The following is a 21334-nucleotide window of genomic DNA, read 5'->3' on the forward strand; positions in this document are numbered from 1 at the left end:
TAGGGCGCGTAGCTCAGTGGTAGAGCTCTGGTTTTACACACCAGCGGTCGGCGGTTCGATACCGTCCGCGCCCACCGAAGTGATCATGACCGGGTCGATGTGCTGGTCGTTGATCACCTGGCGCTAGGAGGGCACCCGAAGGTGTTGCGTCGCAAGGTGTTCGCAGTGCCCGGCGGCGCCTCTCGAGGCGTGAGACCGTGAACTGTGACGTGCAAACCGCTCGGGAACCTCAGTCCAGGTCGGCGAGGACTTTGCGAGCGGCTTCCAGTTCGGCTTCGAGGGCGACGACTCTGGCCGCTTGTTGGGACCGCGCCTCTTCGATTGCCTCGTTGATTGGGGTGGCGAGCTCCTCATGCAGTTCCTTGGCGGCGCGCGAGACGGCGGCGGCCGCGACCGCGAGGTTGCGGGCCAGGTAGGTGGTGCCCTGCTTTAGCTCCGCGCGCCATTCGCCGTCGGCCGTGCCGGTGACAGTGAGGGTCAGCTCAAGAGACTTGACCTTCTTGCTGGTCGCCTTCTTGGCCGGGGCCTTCCTAGGCTTCTGGCCGGCGGAAGCTTCAGGGGTTGCCGCGTCGGACGCCGGCGTAGCGCCAACCGCGGTGGGCTCAACGAATGCAGCCGTGGCGGCGGGAGTGTCGGAGTCGGTGGACGGCGCTTCAGCTGCCAGAGTGTCTACGGTCATCGTTCGGCGATCTCCTTCTGAACATCACCCGCAGCGAGCGGGCCGGGCAGGGGACTTTATTAGAACATATGTTCGACTAACAAACCAAGTTGGCCGCTGACGCAGCATCACGGTATTCGGGCGCGAAACCACAGGCACCGACCGTGGGGTTGCCGCCCGCTCATTGACAGGTTCGCGCTTCCCTCATCCTAGATGTCGCGCAATGTGGCGGTCGCGTCGCCAACCATCGCGCCGGCGCGTTTGAATAGGAGCTGCCTGCTGAAAAACTTCGAGGTAGTGCCATGCCAAATCGCGTGCTCGTGGCGGCGCTCGTGCCGTGTTTGGTCACGACAACGCTCGTCGGCTGTTCCGCGTCCCGACCTTGGTGGCAAGCACTCAAGCCGGCCGCGCCCGGCTCCTGCCCCACAACGACGCCGCCGGCGGGCGCCGCAGGCAGGGTCGGTTTCGACCCATCCGAGCTCGTGGCCGCGGATGCCTCGAACGCGGACGTTCAGGGCGTCATGGACACCATCGTGGCATTGCACCAGTCCTGGATTGGCGCTGATCCTGCCGCATACGTGGACCGAGTCACGCCGGACGTGACGCGCCTGACGTCGTGGTTTGCAGGTATCCAGTCCGGCCCGCAGGAGGTGGCGCGCGGCTTGCCCGACGAGTGGGGTTTCCTCGAGCTCGCCCCCGACGGTCACACGCGGTCGGCGAACATGACCATCCGCCGCGCCGAAGTGTCCGTCCAGGGCCAGACCGCCACCGCGCTTTATTGGGCAGATCTGGTGTCTGGAGAGACAACGAGCGTTGCCAACCATGTCAGCGATTGGGCGTACGGCAATCGCGGCCTGATTCTGCAGGCATTCGTGAAAGAGGGCGGCTGCTGGAAGCTCTCGCACGAGTCGGACTCGTGGTGGCTGTCCTACGACCCGGTGGCCAAGATGCCGGCGAAGTCGGGCACGGCGAGCTTCCGCTACGACTTCACCTATCCGGTCACTGACCTCGCGCGCGCCGTCCGGTTCTACTCAAAGTTCGTTGGGGAACCAGAGGTCCAGACTCCGACATATGCCGCATTCGACATGGGCGGTCCGCGTCTGATTCTCGACAACACCGGCCTCGACGGATTCGCACCGGTCCGGCCGGGCCTCCCGAATGGATACAACACGATAGATGTGGACGATCTCGTCAAAACCGTTGCGCGCCTTGAGGCCGCCGGCACCACGTTCCTCACCGGCATACGACGTCGAGGCTCAGACCTTTACGCGGTGGGAAGCGACCCCGCCGCAAACGTCTTCGTACTGATGCAACGGGTCTACCCCGTTGGTGACCATCCCGCGCCGGATGTACCCTCCGTGCAGGCTCAGGACGGCACGCCCGCGGACGTCGTCGCCACGGTCCAAGCGCTCGAGAACGCCTGGCTGCGAACCGATCCCCGCGCCGTCATGGCCGCGGGAATAGGGAACGACAGCCGGTGGTTCGATAGCAGCCGGATCAATGATCGCGGCATCGATCGCGGCCCAACCGGTATCCGAGACGGTCTTGCTGCGAACTGGAATCAGTACGACCGCTCGAAGTCCGGTCTGGCCGCAAGCATGACCATCCGAGCTCTGCGCGCCAAGCGCTTCGGCGCAGGTGCAATCGTGACCTACCAGCGAGAGCTTTCGGGTCAGGGTGAGCATCCCTTCAAGCAGGTCGCGTTCGTGACGCACATCTTCGAAACGGGCGCCCAGGGCGGGATGCAACTCTTTGAAACCTTCATCACCAAAATGCACCAACCCACGGGCGAGGTGAAGAACTTGGACTACGTCGAGACCCCAGAGCCGAATCTGGAAGCCGCAAGGAAGTTCTACGGCGACACGATGAGCTTCGGGAAGCCGTACTCCGACGAATCCTGGTACGGCTTTTGGGGTATCAAGTCGGTATTCGGTATCTATGCCGCGGATCGCGCGGAGGGCGTTGCGCCGGGGCGCGCCAACAGCTCAGCCAGCTTGGTGGTCGACTCCCTGCAAGATACGCACGCGCAACTCGAGTCGGTGGGATCGACTTTTCCGGTGATTCCGTCCATCAATTCGAGAGGCGGCGCTGACGATCAGGGAAACTATTTGACGCTGCTCGCGACCGACAGCGAAGGCAACGCGGTTGTCTTCTCGGAATACAACAACTACTAGTGGAACAGCGCTGAATGTCGGCGCTCGAGGCGCTAGTTTCGCGCCGGAGCGGTGAAGTGCACCACGGCGAGTTCACGAAAGGCCGCCACCAGACGGCTGCGGTCCCCGGCGCGGCTCGCCACGATGATATGGCCGGGTTCGACGCCTTCCAAGGGGACGGTGGTGATGTCAGGTCGCAAGCGTTTGTGAAAACCGGTCGTGACGGCAACCGCCTGCCCGGCGGCAACGATTTCTAACCCGTCCTCGAGAGTATCGAAGAGTGGACCTTCGGGTGCCGCGCGCCCGTCAGGCCGAGGATCGATGCGCCAGAAGGCATTCCAGGCCGGGTCGCAGTCTCGAAATTTCGGTATGGGTTCGTCGGCGATGTCGTCGATGGTGACCGATCGCCTGCCCGCGAGGCGATGGTCGCGGGGCATGAGCACCACCCGGGGCACGTCGCAGAGGATCGTGACGTGCAGCTGGTCGGTGGAAAAGGGCAGTGCGCAAACCGCCGCGTCCACCCGGTGGTCGAGCAGTGCATCGCGTGGCTGATTCCAATTCAGGTGCAGGGCTTGTACATCCGCGTAGGGGTGCTCGCGACGCAACGCGCGCACCACCGGGGTGATGACCATGCCTGTTGTGTAGCCGATGGTCATACGGCCGGGCTGGGCGGCGTCCCGCGCCTGCGCGGTGGCTTGGGCGGCCGAGCGCAGTAGCGCCTTCGCTCGAGGCAGGAATACCTCGCCTGCCTCGGTGAGCCTGGTGCTTTGCGGCGAGCGGTCAAACAGGCGGACGCCCATCTGCTGCTCCAGGCGACGGATCTGCCGGCTTAGCGAAGGCTGCGCAACGCGCAGCGCTGCCGCGGCGCGACCGAAGTGCCGGTGCTCAGCCACCGCGACGAAGTATCCGACTAGTCGCAGATCGAGGTCTACCACCCGCGATGCCGAATCAGTCATGAGCTCACTGTAGTCCTCCGAGTGTCTCGGCATGTGGGACAGCAACGATGCCTGATTTGCATCGAGCATTGTTAAACAGGTCTTGGACACGCAACGCAATGCGGCATTGACTCGATGACATGAGCAGGACGCGATCAGACAGATCGTCCATGGTGTTTGTTGCCAGCGTGACCGGGGTCAGCCAATGAAACTCGGCGTCGCCACCGCCATCACCGATGAAGGCATCCGCCCGGACGTACTCGCGAAAGCATTGGAAGACCGGGGCTTTGACTCCCTTGTCGTGGCTGAACATTCACACATCCCGGCAAGTCGGGCGACGCCGTTCCCGGCGGGCGGCGAGTTGCCTCGTGAGTACTATCGGTGCTACGACCCTTTCGTCGCGCTGACAGCGGCCGCTCTCGCGACATCCAAACTCCTGATTGGGCCTGGAGTACTTCTTCTGCCGCAACGGGACTCGATCCAAACGGCGAAGGCGATTGCCAGCCTCGATCAGATATCCGCGGGTCGGGTGCTGCTCGGCCTGGGCCTGGGGTGGAATCTCGAAGAGGCTGCCGATCACGGCGTTCACGCCACACTGCGCGGCAAACTGCTCGACGAGAAGTTGGCCGCCATGAAAGAACTGTGGGCCAACGACCAAGCCGAGTTTCACGGCCGGTACGTCGATTTCGATGCCACCTACTGCTGGCCCAAGCCCGTCCAGAAGCCGCATCCGCCGATTTACTTCGGCGGATTCACCAGGGCGACGGTATCTCGAGCGCGGCGGCATCACGGTGGATGGATGCCCATGAGCGTGCCGGCCGCGGAGAGGGTCCCCGCGCAACTGGGCCTTCTTGAAGGTGCTACCGACATTCCAGTCAGCGTCATTGTCCCTGAAAGCGTCGAACCCGCTGTTCTGGACGCTTACCGTCAGCACGGCGTAGAACGAGCGTTCATCTTGCTTTCCACCAGGCCCAAATCGGAAACGCTCCGGCTACTCGACAGCATTGCGGCGCTCACCGAGACGAAGCAAAGCCGCTGCGATATAGCAGATATGTTCTGGCGCAGCCAGTTTCGATGCCAGGCATTACGACCGGTGCGGAAAGAGGGGTAATCCCATGACTGACCTGGCGAAACCCGAAGACGGCGCCGTGATTGAGGGCTCGGCGCGATTGGCACTCGAAACCTGTTGCTATTCATTCGAAATGAAAGGATTCTGACAGCACATGTCCGTTCCAATCGTGAATCTGGGCCGCTCAGTTGCCCATCGGATCGTCGGTCGGGTGGCTCTGACGTGACTGCGTATTCGCTTCCTCCGCGACATCGGCTCCCAAGCCGCTGCCGCCAAATCCAGATATATTCCTGTCGTTGGGTTTACACCGCAGCACGTGGGTATTGAGGTGGCCGGATGACAGCGCGGGCGAGATGACGATGGTCGATTTCGGCGTTCCGGCTCGGTCATCCTCCCCACCAGTGTGCGAGACCGACGCTGAACTTACGGCGCGTTTCGAGCGCGAGGCTCTCCCACTGCTCGACGCGCTCTACCGGGGTGCGCTAGCGCTTTCCGGAGATCGACTAGAGGCCGAGGATCTCCTGCAGGAGACGATGATGAACGCCTACCGGCGTTTCGCCTCATTTCCTGAAGGCGCCAGCCTGAGGATCGCGTTGTACCAAGCCTTGACCAACACCTACATCAGCAGTTGTCGCGGTCGACACCGCCAGCTGATCGAGGGCCAGACGGATACGATCACCGATCTGCAATTGGCGACTGCTGCAGAGCATCCATGGACTCGGCTGAGCTGGGCGGAGGTGGCAGCGTTCGAGGCGTTGCCGGCCGCGGTGATCGCCGAAGCCCTGCAGGAATTGGGACGAGACGCCCGCATGGTGGTGTACTACGCCGACGTGGAGGACTTCTCCTACCAGGAGATCGCCGAGATCATCAATCGCTCGGTCAGCGCGGTGATGTCACTGCTGCGCCGCGCCCGCGGTCAATTGCGATATCTGTTGCTCGCCACTTGCTACGGAGAGGCGGCAGGCCAGTTCCATAAGGATCCGCCGAACAGGACGGCCTCGCGGCCGCACCGCACGCCGTCAAGATGCGCGCCGAGCCATCGGTCGACCGAGAATTCCACTTGCGCAGATCAATTGGACTGGTTCGATCGTGAGATCGTTCGCTACATTCTGCTATGGGCGCCGCACGGTGAGATGTGGGAGGAGGATGTCTATCCCAGGTTCGGCATGACGGTCGACCAGTTGGTAAACAGATTCCGCCGGATCATCGCTACATCCGTGCCCCTGTTGGGTCGCCTCGCCAAGTCCGATCGCGAGCTCGTGGACAAGGCCTGCTGTCTTCCAGGGATCTCTGGGTCAGCGTGGTAGTCCGGATCCACGCGTTTGCTGCTCGGCGGTTGCGGCGCAACGCGCGGCGAGAATCGAACACTCACCCCTGACGCTGTTCGGCCTTGAAGTAGACGATTTGGTGCGATGTCGCCAGCAGTGCTCGGTCGCGAGTCCACAGCTGTGCGCTCTGGTCGAAGTAGCCGCCGGAGAACCGGTTGGCGTGGGCGGTTCCTAAGACGAAGTCAGCGCCCAGGGCGTCAAGCTGCTGCTGATCGGCATGGAAATACGTCGTCAACGAGATGGTTCCGGACGGGACGAATCCGCCGCGACGCAAGAACACTCGCGGGTAGAAGATGTCGCACAGGGCGGCCAGGGCCGGGTAATCGACAGGGCGTTGTGCGTTGTCGCGCATCCACAGGGTGCTCGTCGACAATGCGTTGGGTTGCGTGTGTTCGCCCGGATAGGCGCCTGCGACGTACCGCACGTCGTAAAGCCGTCCCCAGACGATGAAGTCGTCCGGACCGGGGCTACCGGCGATCAGCTGTTCTGGCGGCGGCGCGGTCGGCGGGTGCGCTTCGGTACTAGCCCAGGTATCGCGTCGGATTCCGAATACCGCGGTCGCGGTAGTTGTGATCGCGCCGTGCTGACTGAGTTCGGCGATCCAGTGTTGAGTGGTGCGATTGGTGCGCGCCTCCCGAAGCGAAATGTCGAAATCGCCGTCGGCGATGGGCGCCGTGAAGTTGACGGTCAGCGCCAGTGGCTCACCGATCCGGTCGGGCTGCGTTTCAATGGCACGCAGCAAGACGGCGGCGGTGATCCCGCCGTACGGGCCGACCATGTTGGCCCACTCGGGATGGGTACGGCCGCGCCTGACGTTTCTGTCGATGGTGTCAAGGTGGATGGCATTGTCGAACGGGTGTGGTGGGGTCATACGATTCGGTGTCCAGACTCCCTCAGTCGGTCAGACGGACCGGTAGCAGTCGCAACATATTGGTCAGGTTGGACCGGGTTCTGACGGGTTCGCCATTGAGATCGATGGTGCGGAACGCGTCGAGCAGTTCCTCAAAGAAGACCCTGCCTTCGAGGCGTGCGAGGTGAACGCCCAGGCAGAAATGGCCGGCGATCCCGAAGGATAGATGCGGGTTGGGGCTGCGGTGGATGTCGAACGCCTGCGGATCGTCGAATACCTCCTCGTCGCGGTTGGCGGACGAGTAGTACATCGCCACCTTGTCGCCGGCAGCGATGCGGGTGCCCGAGAGTTCGGTGTCCGACAACGCGGTCCGCCGGAAGCAGTGGAACGGATTGTCATAGCGAATGATCTCTTCGACCGCCCCCGGTATCAGGGAGGGGTCCGCACGCAGCTCGGCCAGCTGCTCCGGGTGCCGGACCAGGCTAAGAAGCCCCGACGAGAGCATCCCCTTCGTCGTATCGTTGCCCGCGATTATCAGTTGCAGGAAGAAGCTGCCGAAGTCGATATCGCTCATCGGCTGGCCGCCGAAGTCCGTGTGCAGGATCACGCTAGCGAGGTCGTCGGTCCGGTCGTCTTGGCGGCGGGCCGCTGCGAGTCCGATCCCGTACATGGCCATCTCGATGGTGGCGGCGCGAGCGTCGCCTTCTGCCCCAACGAATTCCGGGTCTTGGTTCGAGGTGATGCGTCCGGCCAACGCATGGATGTAGTCCCAGTCTTCAGGCGGCAAGCCGAACAACTCACCGATCACCTTCGACGGGAGTGGTGCCGCGACATCATGGACGAACTCCACCTCGCGAAGCTCCCGCGCTTCGGCCATGACGGTTCGGCAGATCTGTCGCACCCGGTCCTCGATCCCGGCCATCACTCGCGCCCGGAAGTGCGGTAACAGCGCCGCGCGATGCACGGTGTGGACGGGGGGATCCATCGCCGACAGCATGTTGCGCATCATTGCCAGCTGTTCGGGTGGGAGATCCTCGAGGACGAAGCCGCCCTCGCTTGACGAGAAGATCTCCGGGTGGCGGGCAACATGAGCCGCGTCGGCGTGGCGTAGTACCGCCCAAAACCCGGGCTCACCCGCCATGGGCTGCCAGTGCACGGGGTCAGTACGCCGCAGTTGCGTCAGCGCGTCGTGCGGTACGCCGTTGACGAAGGTATCGGGGTTGGCCAGGTCGACGTCGCCTGCCGCGGTGGCCGTCACGACTCAGCCCACCAGCACGTTGGGGGAGGAAACACACGTGCCGTTCGCCTCGGTGGTGAGTACAACTCGGAAGCGGGCCTGGTTGTCCAGCATGCGCTGGTAGCCGTCGGCGGCCTTCTCCAACGGCAGAACCTCCACCATCGGCTTAATGCCCTGCAGCGCAGCGAAATTGAGGGTGTCCTCAAGGTCGTTCGAGTCACCGACCGGATGGCCGCCAACGGTGCCCGAGGTATTGATCAGCTGGATCGGGTTTATCGGCACGGGTTCGGCCAAGAGAGCAAGCAGCAGCAGTTCGCCGTGCAGTCCCAGCCCGCCGATCGCGGCGGAGATCGCCTCGGCGTTGGTGGCGGTGGCTGCGATGACCCGCGCCCCACCCAGGCTCTGCAGTTCGCTGGCCACGTCGCTAGTGAGCGAGTCGATGTAGTGATGCGCGCCGAGTACGCGGGCGAAGTAACCTTTTTCGCGGCCGCGCGCGATCGCGACGGTGCGAAAACCCATCTTGACCGCGAACTGAACCCCGAGATGACCAAGGCCGCCAATCCCGAGGATGGCGACCAAGTCGCCGGGCCCAGCGCCGGTGCTGCGCAGCGAATTGAACATGGTCAGGCCCGCGCATGCGAGCGGCGCGGCGTCAACCGCCGATAGTTCATCGGGAATACGGGCCAGTGCGTTCGCCGGCGCCACGACGTATTCGGCGAATCCGCCGGGAAACGTTGCGCCGGTGACCATGTGAGCCTCGCAGTGCACCAAATCGCCGCGCCGACAGCTGCGGCAGTGCTCGCAATAGCCGCCCGACGCGCCGATCGCCACCCGGTCACCCTCGCGCCAACCCTGCACACCCTCGCCCAGCGCGTCGATGCGCCCGGCGATCTCGTGCCCCGGCGTGAGCGGGAACTGCAGACCCGGCCACTGGCCGTCGACGAAGATCGCATCGGAGTGACAGATGCCGCAAGCTTCCACGGCGACCCGCACAGTGCCGGGTACAGGATCGGTCAGTGTTCGATCGATGACGGCCAATTGTCCTCGCGGCGAGGTCACTTGGGCCGCGCGAAACGTTGTCATGATGCGCCTTCCTTGGACTGCTTGGCCCGCACTAGATCGGCGCCCTTTCGCCGATCACGATGGTGGTCGCGTTGGTGTTGCCGCCGATGATGGACGGCATTACCGAGGCGTCGATCACCCGAAGGTTGTCGACTCCGCGCACCTGGAGTTCGGGGTCGACGACGGAATCTCCATCGACGCCCATCGCGCAGGTCCCGACCGGGTGGTACTGGGTTTGTGACCAACGCCGGATATGTTCGGCGAGCGCCGCGTCGTCGGGAACACTGTCGGGCAGCCGCAGCGCACCGAGGTTGTCCTTGAGCGGTTGACGGTCGGCTATTTCCAGTACCGCGCGCAGGCCATGCATGACGACCTTGAGGTCGGCGGGCTCGCTGAAGTAGCCGGCGTCGATGCGGGGTGCGCCGAGCGGATCGCTGGAACGCAAGGTCAGTCGACCTCGGCTGCGCGGATGCGTGGCTGATACCAGCATGGTGAAGCTCTCCAGCGGCAGACTGAATCGGCCATGGTGCACCAATGCGGTTGGTCCACAGGTCAATTGAACATCGGGGATGTCACTGCCGTTGGTGCAGAGAAAACCGCCGACTTCGGCAGCGATGGAGCAGAACGGGCCACCACCGCGCTGCTGCCAGCGGGTCATGTTTTCCGGGGTGGCCAGTTGCAGCAGATCTGTCGAGTCTTTCGTCGCCCAGACGATGGGGGTCATGGTGTGGTCGCTGAGGTTGGCTCCAACGCCGGGCAGGTCGACCTTGACCGCGATGTCGTGTGCGCGCAACTGCGGGGCTGGACCGATGCCCGACAGCATCAACAGCTGCGGGGAATTGATCGCTCCTGCGCTGAGGATCACCTCGGCATCGGCGCGCGCGGTGGTCTCGATGCCGGCATGCAGATAGGCCACCCCGCAGGCCCGCTGACCATCAAACAGGATCCGGGTGGCCGGCGAATTGACCCGCACTGTCAGGTTGGGTCGATCGTGCACGGGTTTCAGATACGCGTCGGCCGCCGACCATCGCCACCCCTGATGACACGTCACCTGGTAGGCGCCCGAACCGATTTGGCCCGATCCGTTGAAGTCGTCGTTGAACGGCAGACCCCACCCGACCGCCGAGTCGATCCAGTTGTACGAGAGTTCGTGGGTAAACAGCATGTCCTCGACGTGCAGCGGGCCTTCATTGCCGTGAAATGGTGCCGCGAGTCGGCTATTGCTCTCGGCCTTGACGAAGTAGGGCAGTACCCCGTCGTAATCCCAACCGCGGCAACCCTTCTCGCTCCAGCCGTCGAAGTCGGTGCGGTGACCGCGAATGTAGATCATGGCGTTGATCGCGGACGAACCGCCCAGCGTCTTTCCCCGGGGGTACAGGTCAGACCCGGCGTAATGCGGTTGGGGTTCGAGGCGGTAATCCCAATCGACTTCCGAACCGAACAACCCGCTCCACAGTGCGGGCACCCGAATGGTGTCCAGGGTGTCGGGCGGGCCGGCCTCGAGCAACAACACTTGGACCGACGGATCCGCCGAGAGCCGATTGGCCAACACGCAGCCTGCGCTGCCGGCGCCGACGATGACGTAATCGAACGCGTCCCGCGATGAAGAGACGTTCTGGCTGTGCCCGCTCACCTCGGCGATCTCGCTTCTCTCGTCGCTACCTGTGCTTCCGAGTCTTTGGCAGCCCGTCACGCGTGTCCAAGACCTGTTCGGCACCCCGCGATACCGAAATGACATCGACCCAGGCCGAGCGGTGGCGCTGACCAGTCAGCAAATTAATTGCGCTGCACCCCTGCATATTTCGGCAGCAGATGGTCGGTATGGCTTCATCTTTCGTTCACCGCCGCCTTCGTCCAACGTCACAATTCCTCCATAGGAATACGAGTAATTGATCTAGTCCTATATAGGAGTTAGCTGTGCTGGAACTGGCCGCGGTGAGCAAGACCTACGGCCGCGGTGTGCAAGCGCTGGCACCCACCTATTTGTCGATCGAACCCGGCCAGGTGACGGTGTTGCTCGGCCCATCGGGGGCGGGCAAGTCCACGCTGCTGCGCTGTATGAACCTGCTAGTCCAGCCCACGACGGGCACCGTGCGCGCTGACTCGCTGCCCGCGCTCGACTCGCGGCGAGCCCTGCGTGAGCACCGCCGCCGGACGGGCATGGTCTTTCAGCAGCATCACCTGATCGCGCGCTGCACGGTCCTGCACAACGTGCTGCTCGGCCGAACGGGCTACCACGGCCTGGCCCGCGGACTATTGCCGGCGTCGCGCGCCGACCAATGCATTGCGATGGACGCCCTCACCCAAGTTGAGCTGCTCGACAAGGCCCTTGAGCGGGCGGGCAGTCTCAGCGGCGGGGAACAGCAGCGCGTCGGCATCGCCCGCGCGCTCGCCCAGCAGCCCCGTCTGATCCTTGCCGACGAACCCGTGGCCAGCCTCGACCCCGGCACCGCCCAGCGGGTGATGGCACTACTGCGCGGCGTCTGCGTTCAAAACGGGATCACGCTGGTCGCCAGCCTGCACCAGGTTGAACTCGCGCTCGAGCACGCCGACCGGATCATCGGACTCGCCCATAGCCAGATCGTCTACGACGGCCCGAGCACCGACGTCTCCGGCCGGGTGCTGCAGCAGATCTACGAAGGCGCGCCCGGCCACACAAGGCTGACCGGCGCGTTCACCCCAACCATCAGCACCCCCAACACATCGACCATCGACTGAGTGAAGGAACGTCTATGTCCAAGTGGCTCAACCGAACCCACTGTGTCGCCGTCCTGGCGATGATCGTCGCCCTGGTGCTGGCGCTGGCCGGATGCAGCTCGAGTTCCACCCCGGCCCGCGGCGCCGTGCCGGACACCCTGCGGGTGGCGCTGCTGCCCGACGAGAACGCCGGCGAGGTGTTGAAGAAGAACCAGCAGCTCAAGACCTACCTTGAGGGCAAGCTGGGGCGGAAGGTGGAGTTGGTCGTCACCACCGATTACTCCTCGATGATCGAGGCGATGGCGCACGACCGACTTGAGTTCGCCTACTTCGGACCGCTGTCTTACCTTCTGGCCAAACAGAAGTCGGATATCGAGCCCTTTGCCGCTCTGCAGGAAGTCAAGGGCCAGCCGCCCACCTATCAGTCGGTCTTGGTGGCCAACCCGGCGTCCGGCATCAAGACCCTCCACGATGTAGCCGGCAAAACGGTCGCCTGGGGCGACCCTGCCAGCACCTCGAGCCACCTGATCCCCAAAGCCATGCTTGCGAAGGCCGGTTTACGGGTTGACCACGGGGATTACCAGCAGCAGTTCGTAGGAGCCCACGACGCGGTCGCCCTGGCGGTGCAAAACGGCAATGCCCAAGCCGGAGGGCTGAGCAAACCCATCTACGAGCGGCTCATCGAAAGCGGGACGATCGACCGAAACAAAGTGGTGGTGATCGCTGAGTCGGTGCCCTATCCGAACTATCCGTGGACGATCCAGGCCAGCCTGCCCGCGGAATTCAAAGCCAAGGTGCGCGCGGCATTCCTTGATCTCGACGACCAGTCGGTGCTTAAGCCGTTCAAGGGAGCGGGATTTGCACCGGTTACCGATCAGGACTACAACGTCGTGCGTCAGCTAGCCCCGCTGCTCGGCATCAACCTTGCCGACTTGAGCAAATGAGCATCCTCGCGTCGCGCATCGGGGCGCAGCGACGGGAGACGCAGTTCAAGTCCATCTCACGCACGGCTCGGCTCAGCTGGTGCCGAGCCTGCGCGGAGGTGGGCGCGGTCTTGGTCCTCATCGGCGTGTGCGCCCACGCTGTCGGGCTACTCGACGCCCAGCGGCTGGCCGCCGGGCTGGCCGACATCATCGACCTGCTGGACCACTCCATGCCGCCCGACTTCACCGAGCTCAATTCCTGGTGGCTTCCCTTATGGGACTCGCTGTCGATGAGCGTGACCGCGACCGCGATCACGGTCTTGCTGTCGGCGCCGCTGGCCCTGCTGGGCGCTCGCAACACCGCTCCACATCCGGGCGTGTACTGGGCGGCGCGCATGGTGCTCAACGGCCTGCGGTCGGTGCCCGAGCTGATCATGGCGATCGTGTTCGTCGCGGCTGTCGGATTCGGTGCCTTACCCGGGGCCCTCGCGCTCGGCATCCACTCGGCCGGCATGGTCGGCAAGTTTTTTGCTGAAGCCGTCGAACATGCCGATCCGGCCCCGATCGAAGCAGCGCGTGCGGTCGGATCAACGCCGCTTCAGGTGATTCTGCACGGGGTGCTGCCTCAGGTCCTGCCACAGATGGCTGACGTGACCATATATCGGTGGGAATACAACTTCCGCGCCTCGGTGGTGGTCGGCGTCGTCGGCGCCGGCGGCATCGGCTTTCAGTTGATCGTCGCGCTGCGCACCCTGCAATATCACGAAGTCGTCGCCATCCTGTTGGTCATCCTCGCCACCGTCACCGTGGTCGACATCCTCGGTGGCCTGATACGGAAGCGGTTTGCATGAGCGCGCAGCAACGCCAGACCGTCGTGCTCAGCCATCGCGTCCATCCCGCGGTGCTCGAGCTGCTCGACCGAACCTGCGACGTGGTACCGAACCAAAATGAGGGCAGCCTCTCCGCCTCAGAGCTACAGCGGCGCACCGCGACCGCCGACGCATTGATGGTGTTCATGCCCGATCGCATCGACGCGCAGTTCCTCGACGCATGTCCACGGCTGCGTGTGATCGCGGCGGCGCTGAAGGGCTACGACAATATCGACGTCGACGCGTGTACCGCCCGGGGCATCTGGCTGACCTGCGTCGAGGACCTCCTCACCGGCCCCACCGCCGAGCTCGCCGTCGGACTGCTAATCGGCTTGGCCCGCAACGTGATTGCCGGGGATCGCCGCGTCCGCGCTGGCTTCCCGGGCTGGCGTCCCGTGCTCTACGGGCGCTCCCTGATCGGCGCCAGCATCGGCATCGTCGGCGCCGGCGCCGTCGGTCAAGCCGTTGCCCGGCTGCTGCGCGGGTTCGATGCCCGCCTGCGCTACAGCGACCCCCAACCCGTGCCACACCAGACCGCCGACGCACTGGGGCTCGAGCGGGTGACGCTGACCGAGCTGCTGACATCCTGCGACGCCGTCATCGTCTGCGCCCCGCTGCTGAACAGCACCGCGCACCTGCTCGACCGCCAAGCCCTCGCCTCGACGCGCCCCGGCGCGTTGCTGGTCAACGTCGGCCGAGGCTCGGTGGTGTGCGAGCGCGCCGTCGCGGACTTGCTGCGCGCCGGCCGCTTGGGTGGATACGCTGCCGACGTGTTCGAGTTCGAGGACGTCTCACGTCCGCAACGGCCGGGACACCCGCACCCAGACTTGATCGACCTGCTGGACGAGACGCTGTTCACTCCCCACCTGGGATCCGCCGTCGGCCCCGTGCGCTTGGCGATCGAACGCCGTGCAGCGACCTCGATCCTGCATGCCCTGGCCGGCGACGTGCCCGACGGGGCCGTCAACAACACCGGCGGCGCACCACCGTTCACCACAAGCCGCCCGATGCCATGAAACCGCTCGTCGGCGGCGCACAACTCGAGCAACCCACGTCGCGGCTACCGGTGTACTTGTGCGTGGCAGAAACGCTCGCGTCGCAGATAACCGGTATGCAGGTCGGCACCCGCCTTCCCGCGGAAGACAAACTCGCCCACGACCTGGGAGTCAGCCATCTGACCGTGCGCGCCGCGCTCGCCGAGCTGGAAAGCCGCTATCTGGTGCGCCGCCGGCAGGGGAGCGGGACCTTCGTTTCGCGGCGCATCGAATACACCATCGCCCGAAACACGCCACCCAGTTGGAGCGCCAGCGTGCGCCATGCCGGCCGCACACCGACCATCCGCACCACCGGGTGGCGGCTCGACAAGCCGCCGGCAGAAGTACGGCGCCGCATGGGAATCGGAGCGCGCCGCCAACTGCTCGCGGTCTCCCGCGACCGCTACGTCGACAACGAACTGGTCGGCTTCGCCGACACCTGGCTCGAGCCGCACCTGTTACCCGACCTACCGCAAGTGCTTGATCCGGCAGGCTCGCTGCACGACGCGCTCGACCAGCGCTACGGCCTGAAACCCGTGCGCGGCTGGTTCGGCGTCGCGATCGACCCAGCACCGCCCGAAGTCGCACGCCACCTGGGCCTGACTGGACACCCACCGGTCATCGCGATCCGAAGCCGCACCGACGCCGCCGCACAAGACCACCGGCCGATAGAGCTCACCATCTCCTGGCTGCGCGCCGACGTTTTCCGGGTGGAAGTGGACTTCGACACCCGACCGTAAAGCACGGACCGGTTGGTCCCCGCCGACGGGATCAGTACATTTCGGCGACGGGCCGTGGGCCAGTCAGGCGCAGAAATCGCCAACTGGGTGCGGACCCCGAGCGCGAGTGCAGGCTTGGGATCAAAAGGCAATCAACACCTAGAAATAACCTTCTCGAAAGCCTGCCGGTCGCCGACTACTGTCGGTCGCGGATGGACACGGCCCGGAACCTACGTGCTGTCCACCGACTCGGTCGATGCCCTCGAACCGAGGCGCGAACGATCCAACACTCGAGCGGAGGACTGCCGTGCCCGCCTTTTTTCGGCTCCAACTGTGTTGGCTAGCCGCCTCGTTCGTCTTCCCGACCGTCGGCCTGGTTCTTGCCTCAGCCGGCGTCGGCGACCCGTTGCTGCTCAGCGATATTGCCCTGCCTGCAACACTGGCCTGTTGGATCGGCGGCCTGCTGACACCGTGGGTACTCGGCGGCGACGCAAGTCGACAGGCCCGCCGGACGGGCTTCGTATTGCTATGGTCGGCGATCGCCATCGCCTTTCCGCTCAGCTGGGACCTGCCTTGGGCGATATTGCATCACTGGGTTTACGGCGCCACCGCCGCGGATGCGTCGAAATGGTACTTCTGGGCTTACGCGGTCGCCGACACCCGCTTTCTGCGCAGCGAGCCGCTGATGGTCATCGTCGAGTACTGGTCCGGAGTTATCGGTGTGGTGGAGATCGTTTTCCTCGGACTGTTCTTGTCCAACAAGCTCAGCGCGGCCGTCCGCTTCTTCATCGCAGCCGGCTGTTTGCAGTTCTACGGGACTTCGGTTTTCTTCATCTCGGAGATCGCGCGCAACCTGGCCGACATCCGCCCGGATGCCATCAGTTATCTGAAGTTTTTCGGCCTCAACGGGATGTGGTTGGTGATGCCGGCCGCATCAGGCTTCGTGCTGATGCAACTGCTGAAGGACCCCGGCTATGACGCCAGGGCGACCACCCGGCCGCTGTTCGGGCGGGCCAAACCGCCAATCCTCATGGATGGCCGGCTGTAGCGGCTGAATGCGGTGGTGCCAACCGGACAGCATGACCTTGTCTGGGTTCGTTAGCGCGCTAACCCCGGCGTCCGCGAAGTGTTGGCTTCAAAACTATCCGCTGCATCCAATAACGCCTTTTCAGTTGATATTTCGCGATGCGAAAGGCGCCTTTCGCTGCACGGATGACAGCTAACTAATACGCAATACCGGCGGTACGATTCCGACATGCCGTGGGCCAGCGGTCGTGCGTTTGCTGGGCATAGCATCCTGCGGTTGCTGGGATGTATTGGTATGGGCGAGGTTTACTTCACCCAGCATCCCCGTTTGCCCCATGGCGAAGCGCTCAAAATATTGAGCGCCGGTGTCTGCGCGGACGACGTCTACTGCCGACGTCTCATCAGAGAGGCCGATCCAGCGGTCGCGCAGAGGCGTCTTAACGTGGTGCGAGTCAATGACTGTGGCGACTTCGAAGTGAGGCTGCTGCAGCGACCGGCAATAGCCGCGATGTGCGCTCCACTAATGCCAGCGACACTCCCGTCACGAGCTTGCGATGGGGCGTGCTGGTTCCGCAGGCGATCACAGCTGCGGCGTAGGTGATTACCCAAAGTCCGTGGGGCGACGGGCTCTTGCAGAACGGAAATCCTTAATGTGTACCGGCACCACCAGGTTCAACGGCATTACCAGCCACGCCGGCGTTCTGGTTACCACCATTGCGTTGCTGAGCGGCGGCGCAATTCTGCGCGACCCAGCGGCAGCGGCGGACGCAAATCAAGACGATCAGTTTCTGGCATTGCTTGCCCAGCAAGGTATTCCAGCCCTCGAAGGCGTGCCGAGCCTAGTCGACACAGCTCATAAAGTTTGTCACGCACTGGATGCCGGGGTTCCGGCGGACCGGATAAGGGATGCGCTGGTCGAGTACGCGGAGAGCAATGATCCGGCCGAGCGCCAATACGCACCCGGCCGTCTGGCGCGCACCGAAGGGCGATTCATCGTCGCGGCGGTGGGGGCCTACTGCCCATGGGAACGAAGCAAGCTCGGGTCCCTCGTCACTCATCATCCCGCGTCGAGTGCGAAGTCGAGTTGGAATGAGCCGACGGGCCCTGCGGCCCAACGCATTCACCCGTCGGATTTTGAGGTGCATGCCACAGCGCTGGCCTCGCTGATCGGAGCAATTCCTCCCGGAGGGATCACCGAGCCGAACCCGCCGCAGCTCCCGGCGCCGTCGCCGCCGGTGGAGCATCTTCAGACACCGCCCCGGCCGACCGCGGCACCGCCCCGTCCGCAACCGCTGCCGCCCCGACCGCAGCAACCACCGCCACCCCAAGAGGCGCCGCCGCCTGCCGTGGCTCCGCAGCCGGGGGCCGCTCCCGGCGGCGGCAGTGGTAGCCCCGATGGCATTGGCGGGGGCCTTCCGGCAGAGCCGGCGCCCGCGCCACCCGCGCCGCCACCGCCGTCACCCGCGCCGCCGCCACCCATGGCGCCGGGCTTTGTCAGGCTCGCGCCCTGAGATAAGCGCCGGGCAGCACCGCGGGAGTGCAATCGCGGACGGGGCGGCTGTCGGCGGGTTCACCCGCGGCGGCACTATGAATGCGTGAAGCCGTTTCGAATCGACGTTCCCGACGACGTACTCGATGATCTGCGGTCGCGCTTAGCGCGCACTCGATGGCCGGAAGCCGAATGTGTGGACGACTGGAGCCAGGGCATGCCGCTGGCCTACACCCGTGAACTGGCCGACTATTGGGCCAACCAATACGACTGGCGATCCAGGGAAGCCGCCCTCAACCGCTTCGACCAGTTCATCACCGACATCGACGGGCTGGACATTCATTTCATTCACCAGCGATCCCCGCACGAGAACGCTTTCCCGCTGGTGATCACGCACGGCTGGCCGGGCTCAATTGTGGAGTTCCACAAGGTGATTGAGCCGCTGACCAACCCGGCCTCGGGGCGCGCAGCAGACGCTTTTCACGTCGTGTGCCCGTCGCTGCCCGGATATGGCTTTTCCGGCAAGCCCACTCGCACCGGCTGGGGCGTGGAAAAGATCGCCGAGGCGTGGGAGCAGCTGATGGTTGGCCTGGGCTACCACCGCTACGGCGCCCAGGGCGGCGACTGGGGTGCGGCGGTCACCACGCAGATCGGCCGAAACGGCGGCCACTGCGCGGCCATCCATCTGAATATGCCGATCGGCGCACCGGGCAATCTCGAGAACCCGACCGACGACGAGAAGGCCGCCCTGGCTAACCACCGCAAGTGGGGCACCGGCTATTCCAAGCAGCAGTCCACCCGGCCCCAGACGCTGGGCTACGGTCTGGCCGACTCCCCGGTCGGACAGCTGGCCTGGATCGTCGAGAAGTTCTGGGACTGGGCCGATTGCGACGGGCACCCCGAGAACGCGGTCAGCAGAGACGAGCTCCTCGACAACGTGATGGTGTATTGGGTAACCGACACCGCCGCGTCGTCCGCCCGCCTGTACTGGGAGAGCTTCCGGGTCTGGCGGGGCGGCAGTCGCGTCGAATTGCCCACCGGCGTAGCCGCTTTCCCCGGTGAGCTGCTGAAGTCACCGCGGAAGTGGTGCGAGCCGAACTACAACATCACGCACTGGACCGACATGCCGCGCGGTGGTCACTTCGCGGCGTTCGAACAACCCGAGTTGTTCATCGAGGACCTGCGCGCGTTTTTTGCGACAGTGCGCTAAGACCCCGGCGGCGCGAAGAACTCCAGCGCGATGCCGTCGGGGTCGCGAAAGCTCAACCCGGAGCCGTAAGGCTCGTCCACGATGCCGCCGTTCGGGATGCCCAGTTCGGCGAGCCGGTCGACCCAGCTCTGCAGCTCGTCGCGGCTGGCGCAGCCGAATCCCACGTGATCCAGGCCGACGCGATGCTCGCTGAACTTCTCGTCGGGCGCCTCGTGATCGTGCTGATGGATGCCGAACACCTTGCCACCCTCGAGCATCCACACCTGATGACGGAATCCGCCGTTGGTGTGTTCGTCGAGCATGGGATCGGTGCCGAGCAGGTTGCGGTACCAGGGGCCGCTGACGCTGATGTCACGCACCGTGACCGCGACGTGGTTGAGGGCAGGGAAGGTCATGATTTGACTTTACGGGCGGGGCCCAGCATTGGGCCGCTGGCCGAGTATCCGCCGTCGACAGCCAGCGCAGCGCCGGTGACGAACGAGGCTTCGTCGCTGGCGAGAAACAATGCGGCGGCGGCCAGTTCCGCGGGCTCGCCCCAGCGGCCCATCGGTGTCGGCAGATAGCCACCCGGCGGTACTTCGTCGTCGGGCTTTGCCCCGGCCAGGCCGGTGTAGGTCATGCCGGGGCAGATCGCGTTGATGCGCACGTTTGTCTTGGCGTAGTCCAGCGCCGCGGATTTCGTCAGCTGCACCACGGCGGCTTTGGCCGCGGCGTAGCAGGACAGCCCTTTCCAGCCGACGAGTCCGGACGCCGAGGCGGTGTTGACGATTGCACCACCTCCGTTGTCGAGCATGGCGGGGATCGCGTATTTCATGCCGAGGAATACGCCTTTGAGATTGATCGCCAGGATCTTGTCGAACAACGCTTCGTCGGTGTCGGCCAACGCCGCGTGCGGCCCACCGAATCCGGCATTGTTCAGCAACACATCGAGGCGACCGAACCGGTCGACGGCGGTAGCGACCATGCGCCGGACATCGTCGGTGTCGGTGACGTCGACGCGCACCGGCACCGCGACATCGCCGAGCCGGTCGGAGATCTCATGCTCGTGCCCGCTGATGTCGGCGCAGACGACGCGGGCCCCTTCGTCGGCGAATCGGCTGGCCGCTGCCCACCCGATACCGGAGCCGGCACCGGTGATGATGGCGACCTTGCCGGCCAGCCGGCCCTGTCCCATCTAGACGATCCGCCGGCCGCGGCGCGCGCGAGATCGCATGTCCCACAGGTAAAGCTGATAGCCGAAGATCCAGACGCGATGCGGAATGAACAGATCGGCCAGCTGCAGCGCCGACACCAGCCACTCGAACCGGCGCTGCTGACGCTCCGACCAGTCCAGCTGCATCAGCGAGCGAAATTCCGGGGCCAAGAACCCCGTCGTCGCGAACAGGTTTAACGGACCCGCCAACGCTCGTAGCGGCCACGGCAAAAACGCCATTGCGGCCACACCGCGCAAATGCTCGCGCACCGGCGGGTCGATGCGCAGCTCGTCGAGTGAGCGCTTCCAGTACTCGTCGAACGCCACCCGGTCCGGCGGCCACAGCCGGTCCGGCACCTGCAGCGTGGTGCCCAGCCGCTTGGCGTCCTGATACACCGCGTCGGCGCTGGCGTCATCGAGCGGGCCATGCAGAAACTCGTGCTGGTCGACGAAGTAGCGATACAGGCACGCAGCGACCCATAACTGCAACTTGGGGTCGAAGGCGTTGTAGGAGACCGGGCTGGTCGGCATCGACCGCACCTGGCGGTGGGCGGTGTCGACCGCGGCGCGGATCAGCGCCCGGTCGGATTCGGTCCCGATGGTAGCGACCGCGAGGTAGGTGCCGGTGGTGCGGGCCCGCTTGAACGGATGCTTGTAGACGTTGCCGCTATCCACCGGGCTTTCCAGCACGCCGTAACCGACGCCCGGCAAGGACAGCTGCATGATCACGTTTGCCGCGGGCAGCAGCGGCGCCGCCGCGTTGAGCAGGTCAGCGACCCGGGTGACGGGCTTCATGTAACCGAGTAGACCACGTCACACGGTGATGGTCGACGGCCCAGACGTCAGTTCCTTCGGAGAGCGGCGCGTGTGAGACGCTGCCGAA

General features: G+C 64.7%; 20 protein-coding genes and 1 tRNA gene. 12 read left to right on the plus strand and 9 right to left on the minus strand.

The window, feature by feature from the left end; genetic code table 11:
* The first annotated feature begins 2 nt into the window (after positions 1–2).
* A tRNA-Val gene (locus H7K34_RS01615) sits at positions 3–74 on the plus strand.
* 155 nt (positions 75–229) lie between these two features.
* Here the strand turns inward: H7K34_RS01615 and H7K34_RS01620 are convergent.
* A complete protein-coding gene (locus H7K34_RS01620; protein ID WP_264992382.1) occupies positions 230–664 on the minus strand; it encodes a DUF6319 family protein in 435 nt (144 codons plus the stop codon).
* A 296-nt stretch (positions 665–960) separates the two neighbouring features.
* Between H7K34_RS01620 and H7K34_RS01625 the strand changes: the two genes are divergently transcribed.
* Positions 961–2832: a VOC family protein gene (locus tag H7K34_RS01625; RefSeq protein WP_264059124.1), complete on the plus strand. Its 1872-nt coding sequence runs from the start codon at positions 961–963 to the stop codon at positions 2830–2832.
* A gap of 32 nt (positions 2833–2864) precedes the next feature.
* On the opposite strand, the gene H7K34_RS01630 is transcribed toward H7K34_RS01625, so the two are convergent.
* Positions 2865–3767: a LysR family transcriptional regulator gene (locus H7K34_RS01630; protein WP_264059126.1), complete on the minus strand. Its 903-nt coding sequence runs from the start codon at positions 3765–3767 to the stop codon at positions 2865–2867.
* 184 nt (positions 3768–3951) lie between these two features.
* Between H7K34_RS01630 and H7K34_RS01635 the strand changes: the two genes are divergently transcribed.
* Entirely contained in the window at positions 3952–4857 is a 906-nt protein-coding gene (locus tag H7K34_RS01635) for a TIGR03619 family F420-dependent LLM class oxidoreductase (protein ID WP_264059128.1), read from the plus strand.
* A 359-nt stretch (positions 4858–5216) separates the two neighbouring features.
* Positions 5217–6122, plus strand: coding sequence for a sigma-70 family RNA polymerase sigma factor (locus H7K34_RS01640; protein WP_264059129.1), 906 nt, complete (start codon positions 5217–5219; stop codon positions 6120–6122).
* A 61-nt stretch (positions 6123–6183) separates the two neighbouring features.
* On the opposite strand, the gene H7K34_RS01645 is transcribed toward H7K34_RS01640, so the two are convergent.
* From H7K34_RS01645 to H7K34_RS01660, 4 genes are read right to left on the minus strand one after another with little or no spacing between them, the layout of a single operon-like run.
* Positions 6184–7014 carry an acyl-CoA thioesterase gene (locus H7K34_RS01645; RefSeq protein WP_264059130.1) on the minus strand — a complete coding sequence of 277 codons (831 nt, stop codon included), beginning with the start codon at positions 7012–7014 and terminating at the stop codon, positions 6184–6186.
* Between the two features lie 22 nt (positions 7015–7036).
* The gene (locus tag H7K34_RS26705; protein ID WP_264059131.1) at positions 7037–8251 is read right to left on the minus strand and encodes a cytochrome P450; all 1215 of its coding nucleotides are present in this window, start codon (positions 8249–8251) and stop codon (positions 7037–7039) included.
* A 3-nt stretch (positions 8252–8254) separates the two neighbouring features.
* Positions 8255–9313, minus strand: coding sequence for an alcohol dehydrogenase catalytic domain-containing protein (locus H7K34_RS01655; RefSeq protein WP_264059132.1), 1059 nt, complete (start codon positions 9311–9313; stop codon positions 8255–8257).
* A gap of 31 nt (positions 9314–9344) precedes the next feature.
* On the minus strand, positions 9345–10925 hold the full coding sequence (locus tag H7K34_RS01660; RefSeq protein WP_264059133.1) for a GMC family oxidoreductase: 1581 nt from the start codon (positions 10923–10925) through the stop codon (positions 9345–9347).
* Positions 10926–11209: 284 nt separating this feature from the next.
* Between H7K34_RS01660 and phnC the strand changes: the two genes are divergently transcribed.
* The 8 genes from phnC (at position 11210) to H7K34_RS01700 (ending at position 19259) form a co-directional block, all read left to right on the plus strand.
* Positions 11210–12010, plus strand: coding sequence for a phosphonate ABC transporter ATP-binding protein (gene phnC, locus H7K34_RS01665; protein WP_264059135.1), 801 nt, complete (start codon positions 11210–11212; stop codon positions 12008–12010).
* A gap of 14 nt (positions 12011–12024) precedes the next feature.
* Entirely contained in the window at positions 12025–12933 is a 909-nt protein-coding gene (phnD, locus tag H7K34_RS01670; RefSeq protein ID WP_264059138.1) for a phosphate/phosphite/phosphonate ABC transporter substrate-binding protein, read from the plus strand.
* Positions 12930–13763, plus strand: a complete 834-nt coding sequence (gene phnE / locus H7K34_RS01675) for a phosphonate ABC transporter, permease protein PhnE (RefSeq protein ID WP_264059141.1) — start codon at positions 12930–12932, stop codon at positions 13761–13763. The genes phnD and phnE overlap by 4 nt, the downstream gene beginning before the upstream one ends.
* Positions 13760–14797: a phosphonate dehydrogenase gene (locus H7K34_RS01680; protein WP_264059144.1), complete on the plus strand. Its 1038-nt coding sequence runs from the start codon at positions 13760–13762 to the stop codon at positions 14795–14797. Before phnE ends, H7K34_RS01680 begins: the two co-directional genes overlap by 4 nt.
* Positions 14794–15555 (plus strand): GntR family transcriptional regulator, encoded by a 762-nt coding sequence (locus H7K34_RS01685; protein WP_264059148.1) that lies wholly within the window; start codon positions 14794–14796, stop codon positions 15553–15555. Before H7K34_RS01680 ends, H7K34_RS01685 begins: the two co-directional genes overlap by 4 nt.
* Positions 15556–15841: 286 nt before the next feature.
* Positions 15842–16582 carry a hypothetical protein gene (locus H7K34_RS01690; protein WP_264059149.1) on the plus strand — a complete coding sequence of 247 codons (741 nt, stop codon included), beginning with the start codon at positions 15842–15844 and terminating at the stop codon, positions 16580–16582.
* A 628-nt stretch (positions 16583–17210) separates the two neighbouring features.
* Positions 17211–18071: a DUF732 domain-containing protein gene (locus H7K34_RS01695; protein ID WP_264059151.1), complete on the plus strand. Its 861-nt coding sequence runs from the start codon at positions 17211–17213 to the stop codon at positions 18069–18071.
* An 84-nt stretch (positions 18072–18155) separates the two neighbouring features.
* The gene (locus tag H7K34_RS01700) at positions 18156–19259 is read left to right on the plus strand and encodes an epoxide hydrolase family protein (RefSeq protein WP_264059154.1); all 1104 of its coding nucleotides are present in this window, start codon (positions 18156–18158) and stop codon (positions 19257–19259) included.
* On the opposite strand, the gene H7K34_RS01705 is transcribed toward H7K34_RS01700, so the two are convergent.
* Genes H7K34_RS01705 through H7K34_RS01715 form a run of 3 tightly spaced genes read right to left on the minus strand, consistent with a single transcriptional unit; the run spans position 19256 to position 21246 of the window.
* Positions 19256–19654, minus strand: a complete 399-nt coding sequence (locus H7K34_RS01705) for a VOC family protein (RefSeq protein ID WP_264059160.1) — start codon at positions 19652–19654, stop codon at positions 19256–19258. The two genes, H7K34_RS01700 and H7K34_RS01705, sit on opposite strands and share 4 nt — an antisense overlap.
* Positions 19651–20433, minus strand: coding sequence for an SDR family NAD(P)-dependent oxidoreductase (locus tag H7K34_RS01710; protein WP_264059162.1), 783 nt, complete (start codon positions 20431–20433; stop codon positions 19651–19653). Before H7K34_RS01710 ends, H7K34_RS01705 begins: the two co-directional genes overlap by 4 nt.
* Positions 20434–21246 (minus strand): oxygenase MpaB family protein, encoded by an 813-nt coding sequence (locus H7K34_RS01715; protein WP_264059174.1) that lies wholly within the window; start codon positions 21244–21246, stop codon positions 20434–20436. It abuts the gene before it with no gap.
* Positions 21247–21334: the final 88 nt, after the last annotated feature.

The organism is Mycobacterium montefiorense, assembly GCF_025823255.1.
GTDB classification, from domain to species: domain Bacteria; phylum Actinomycetota; class Actinomycetes; order Mycobacteriales; family Mycobacteriaceae; genus Mycobacterium; species Mycobacterium montefiorense.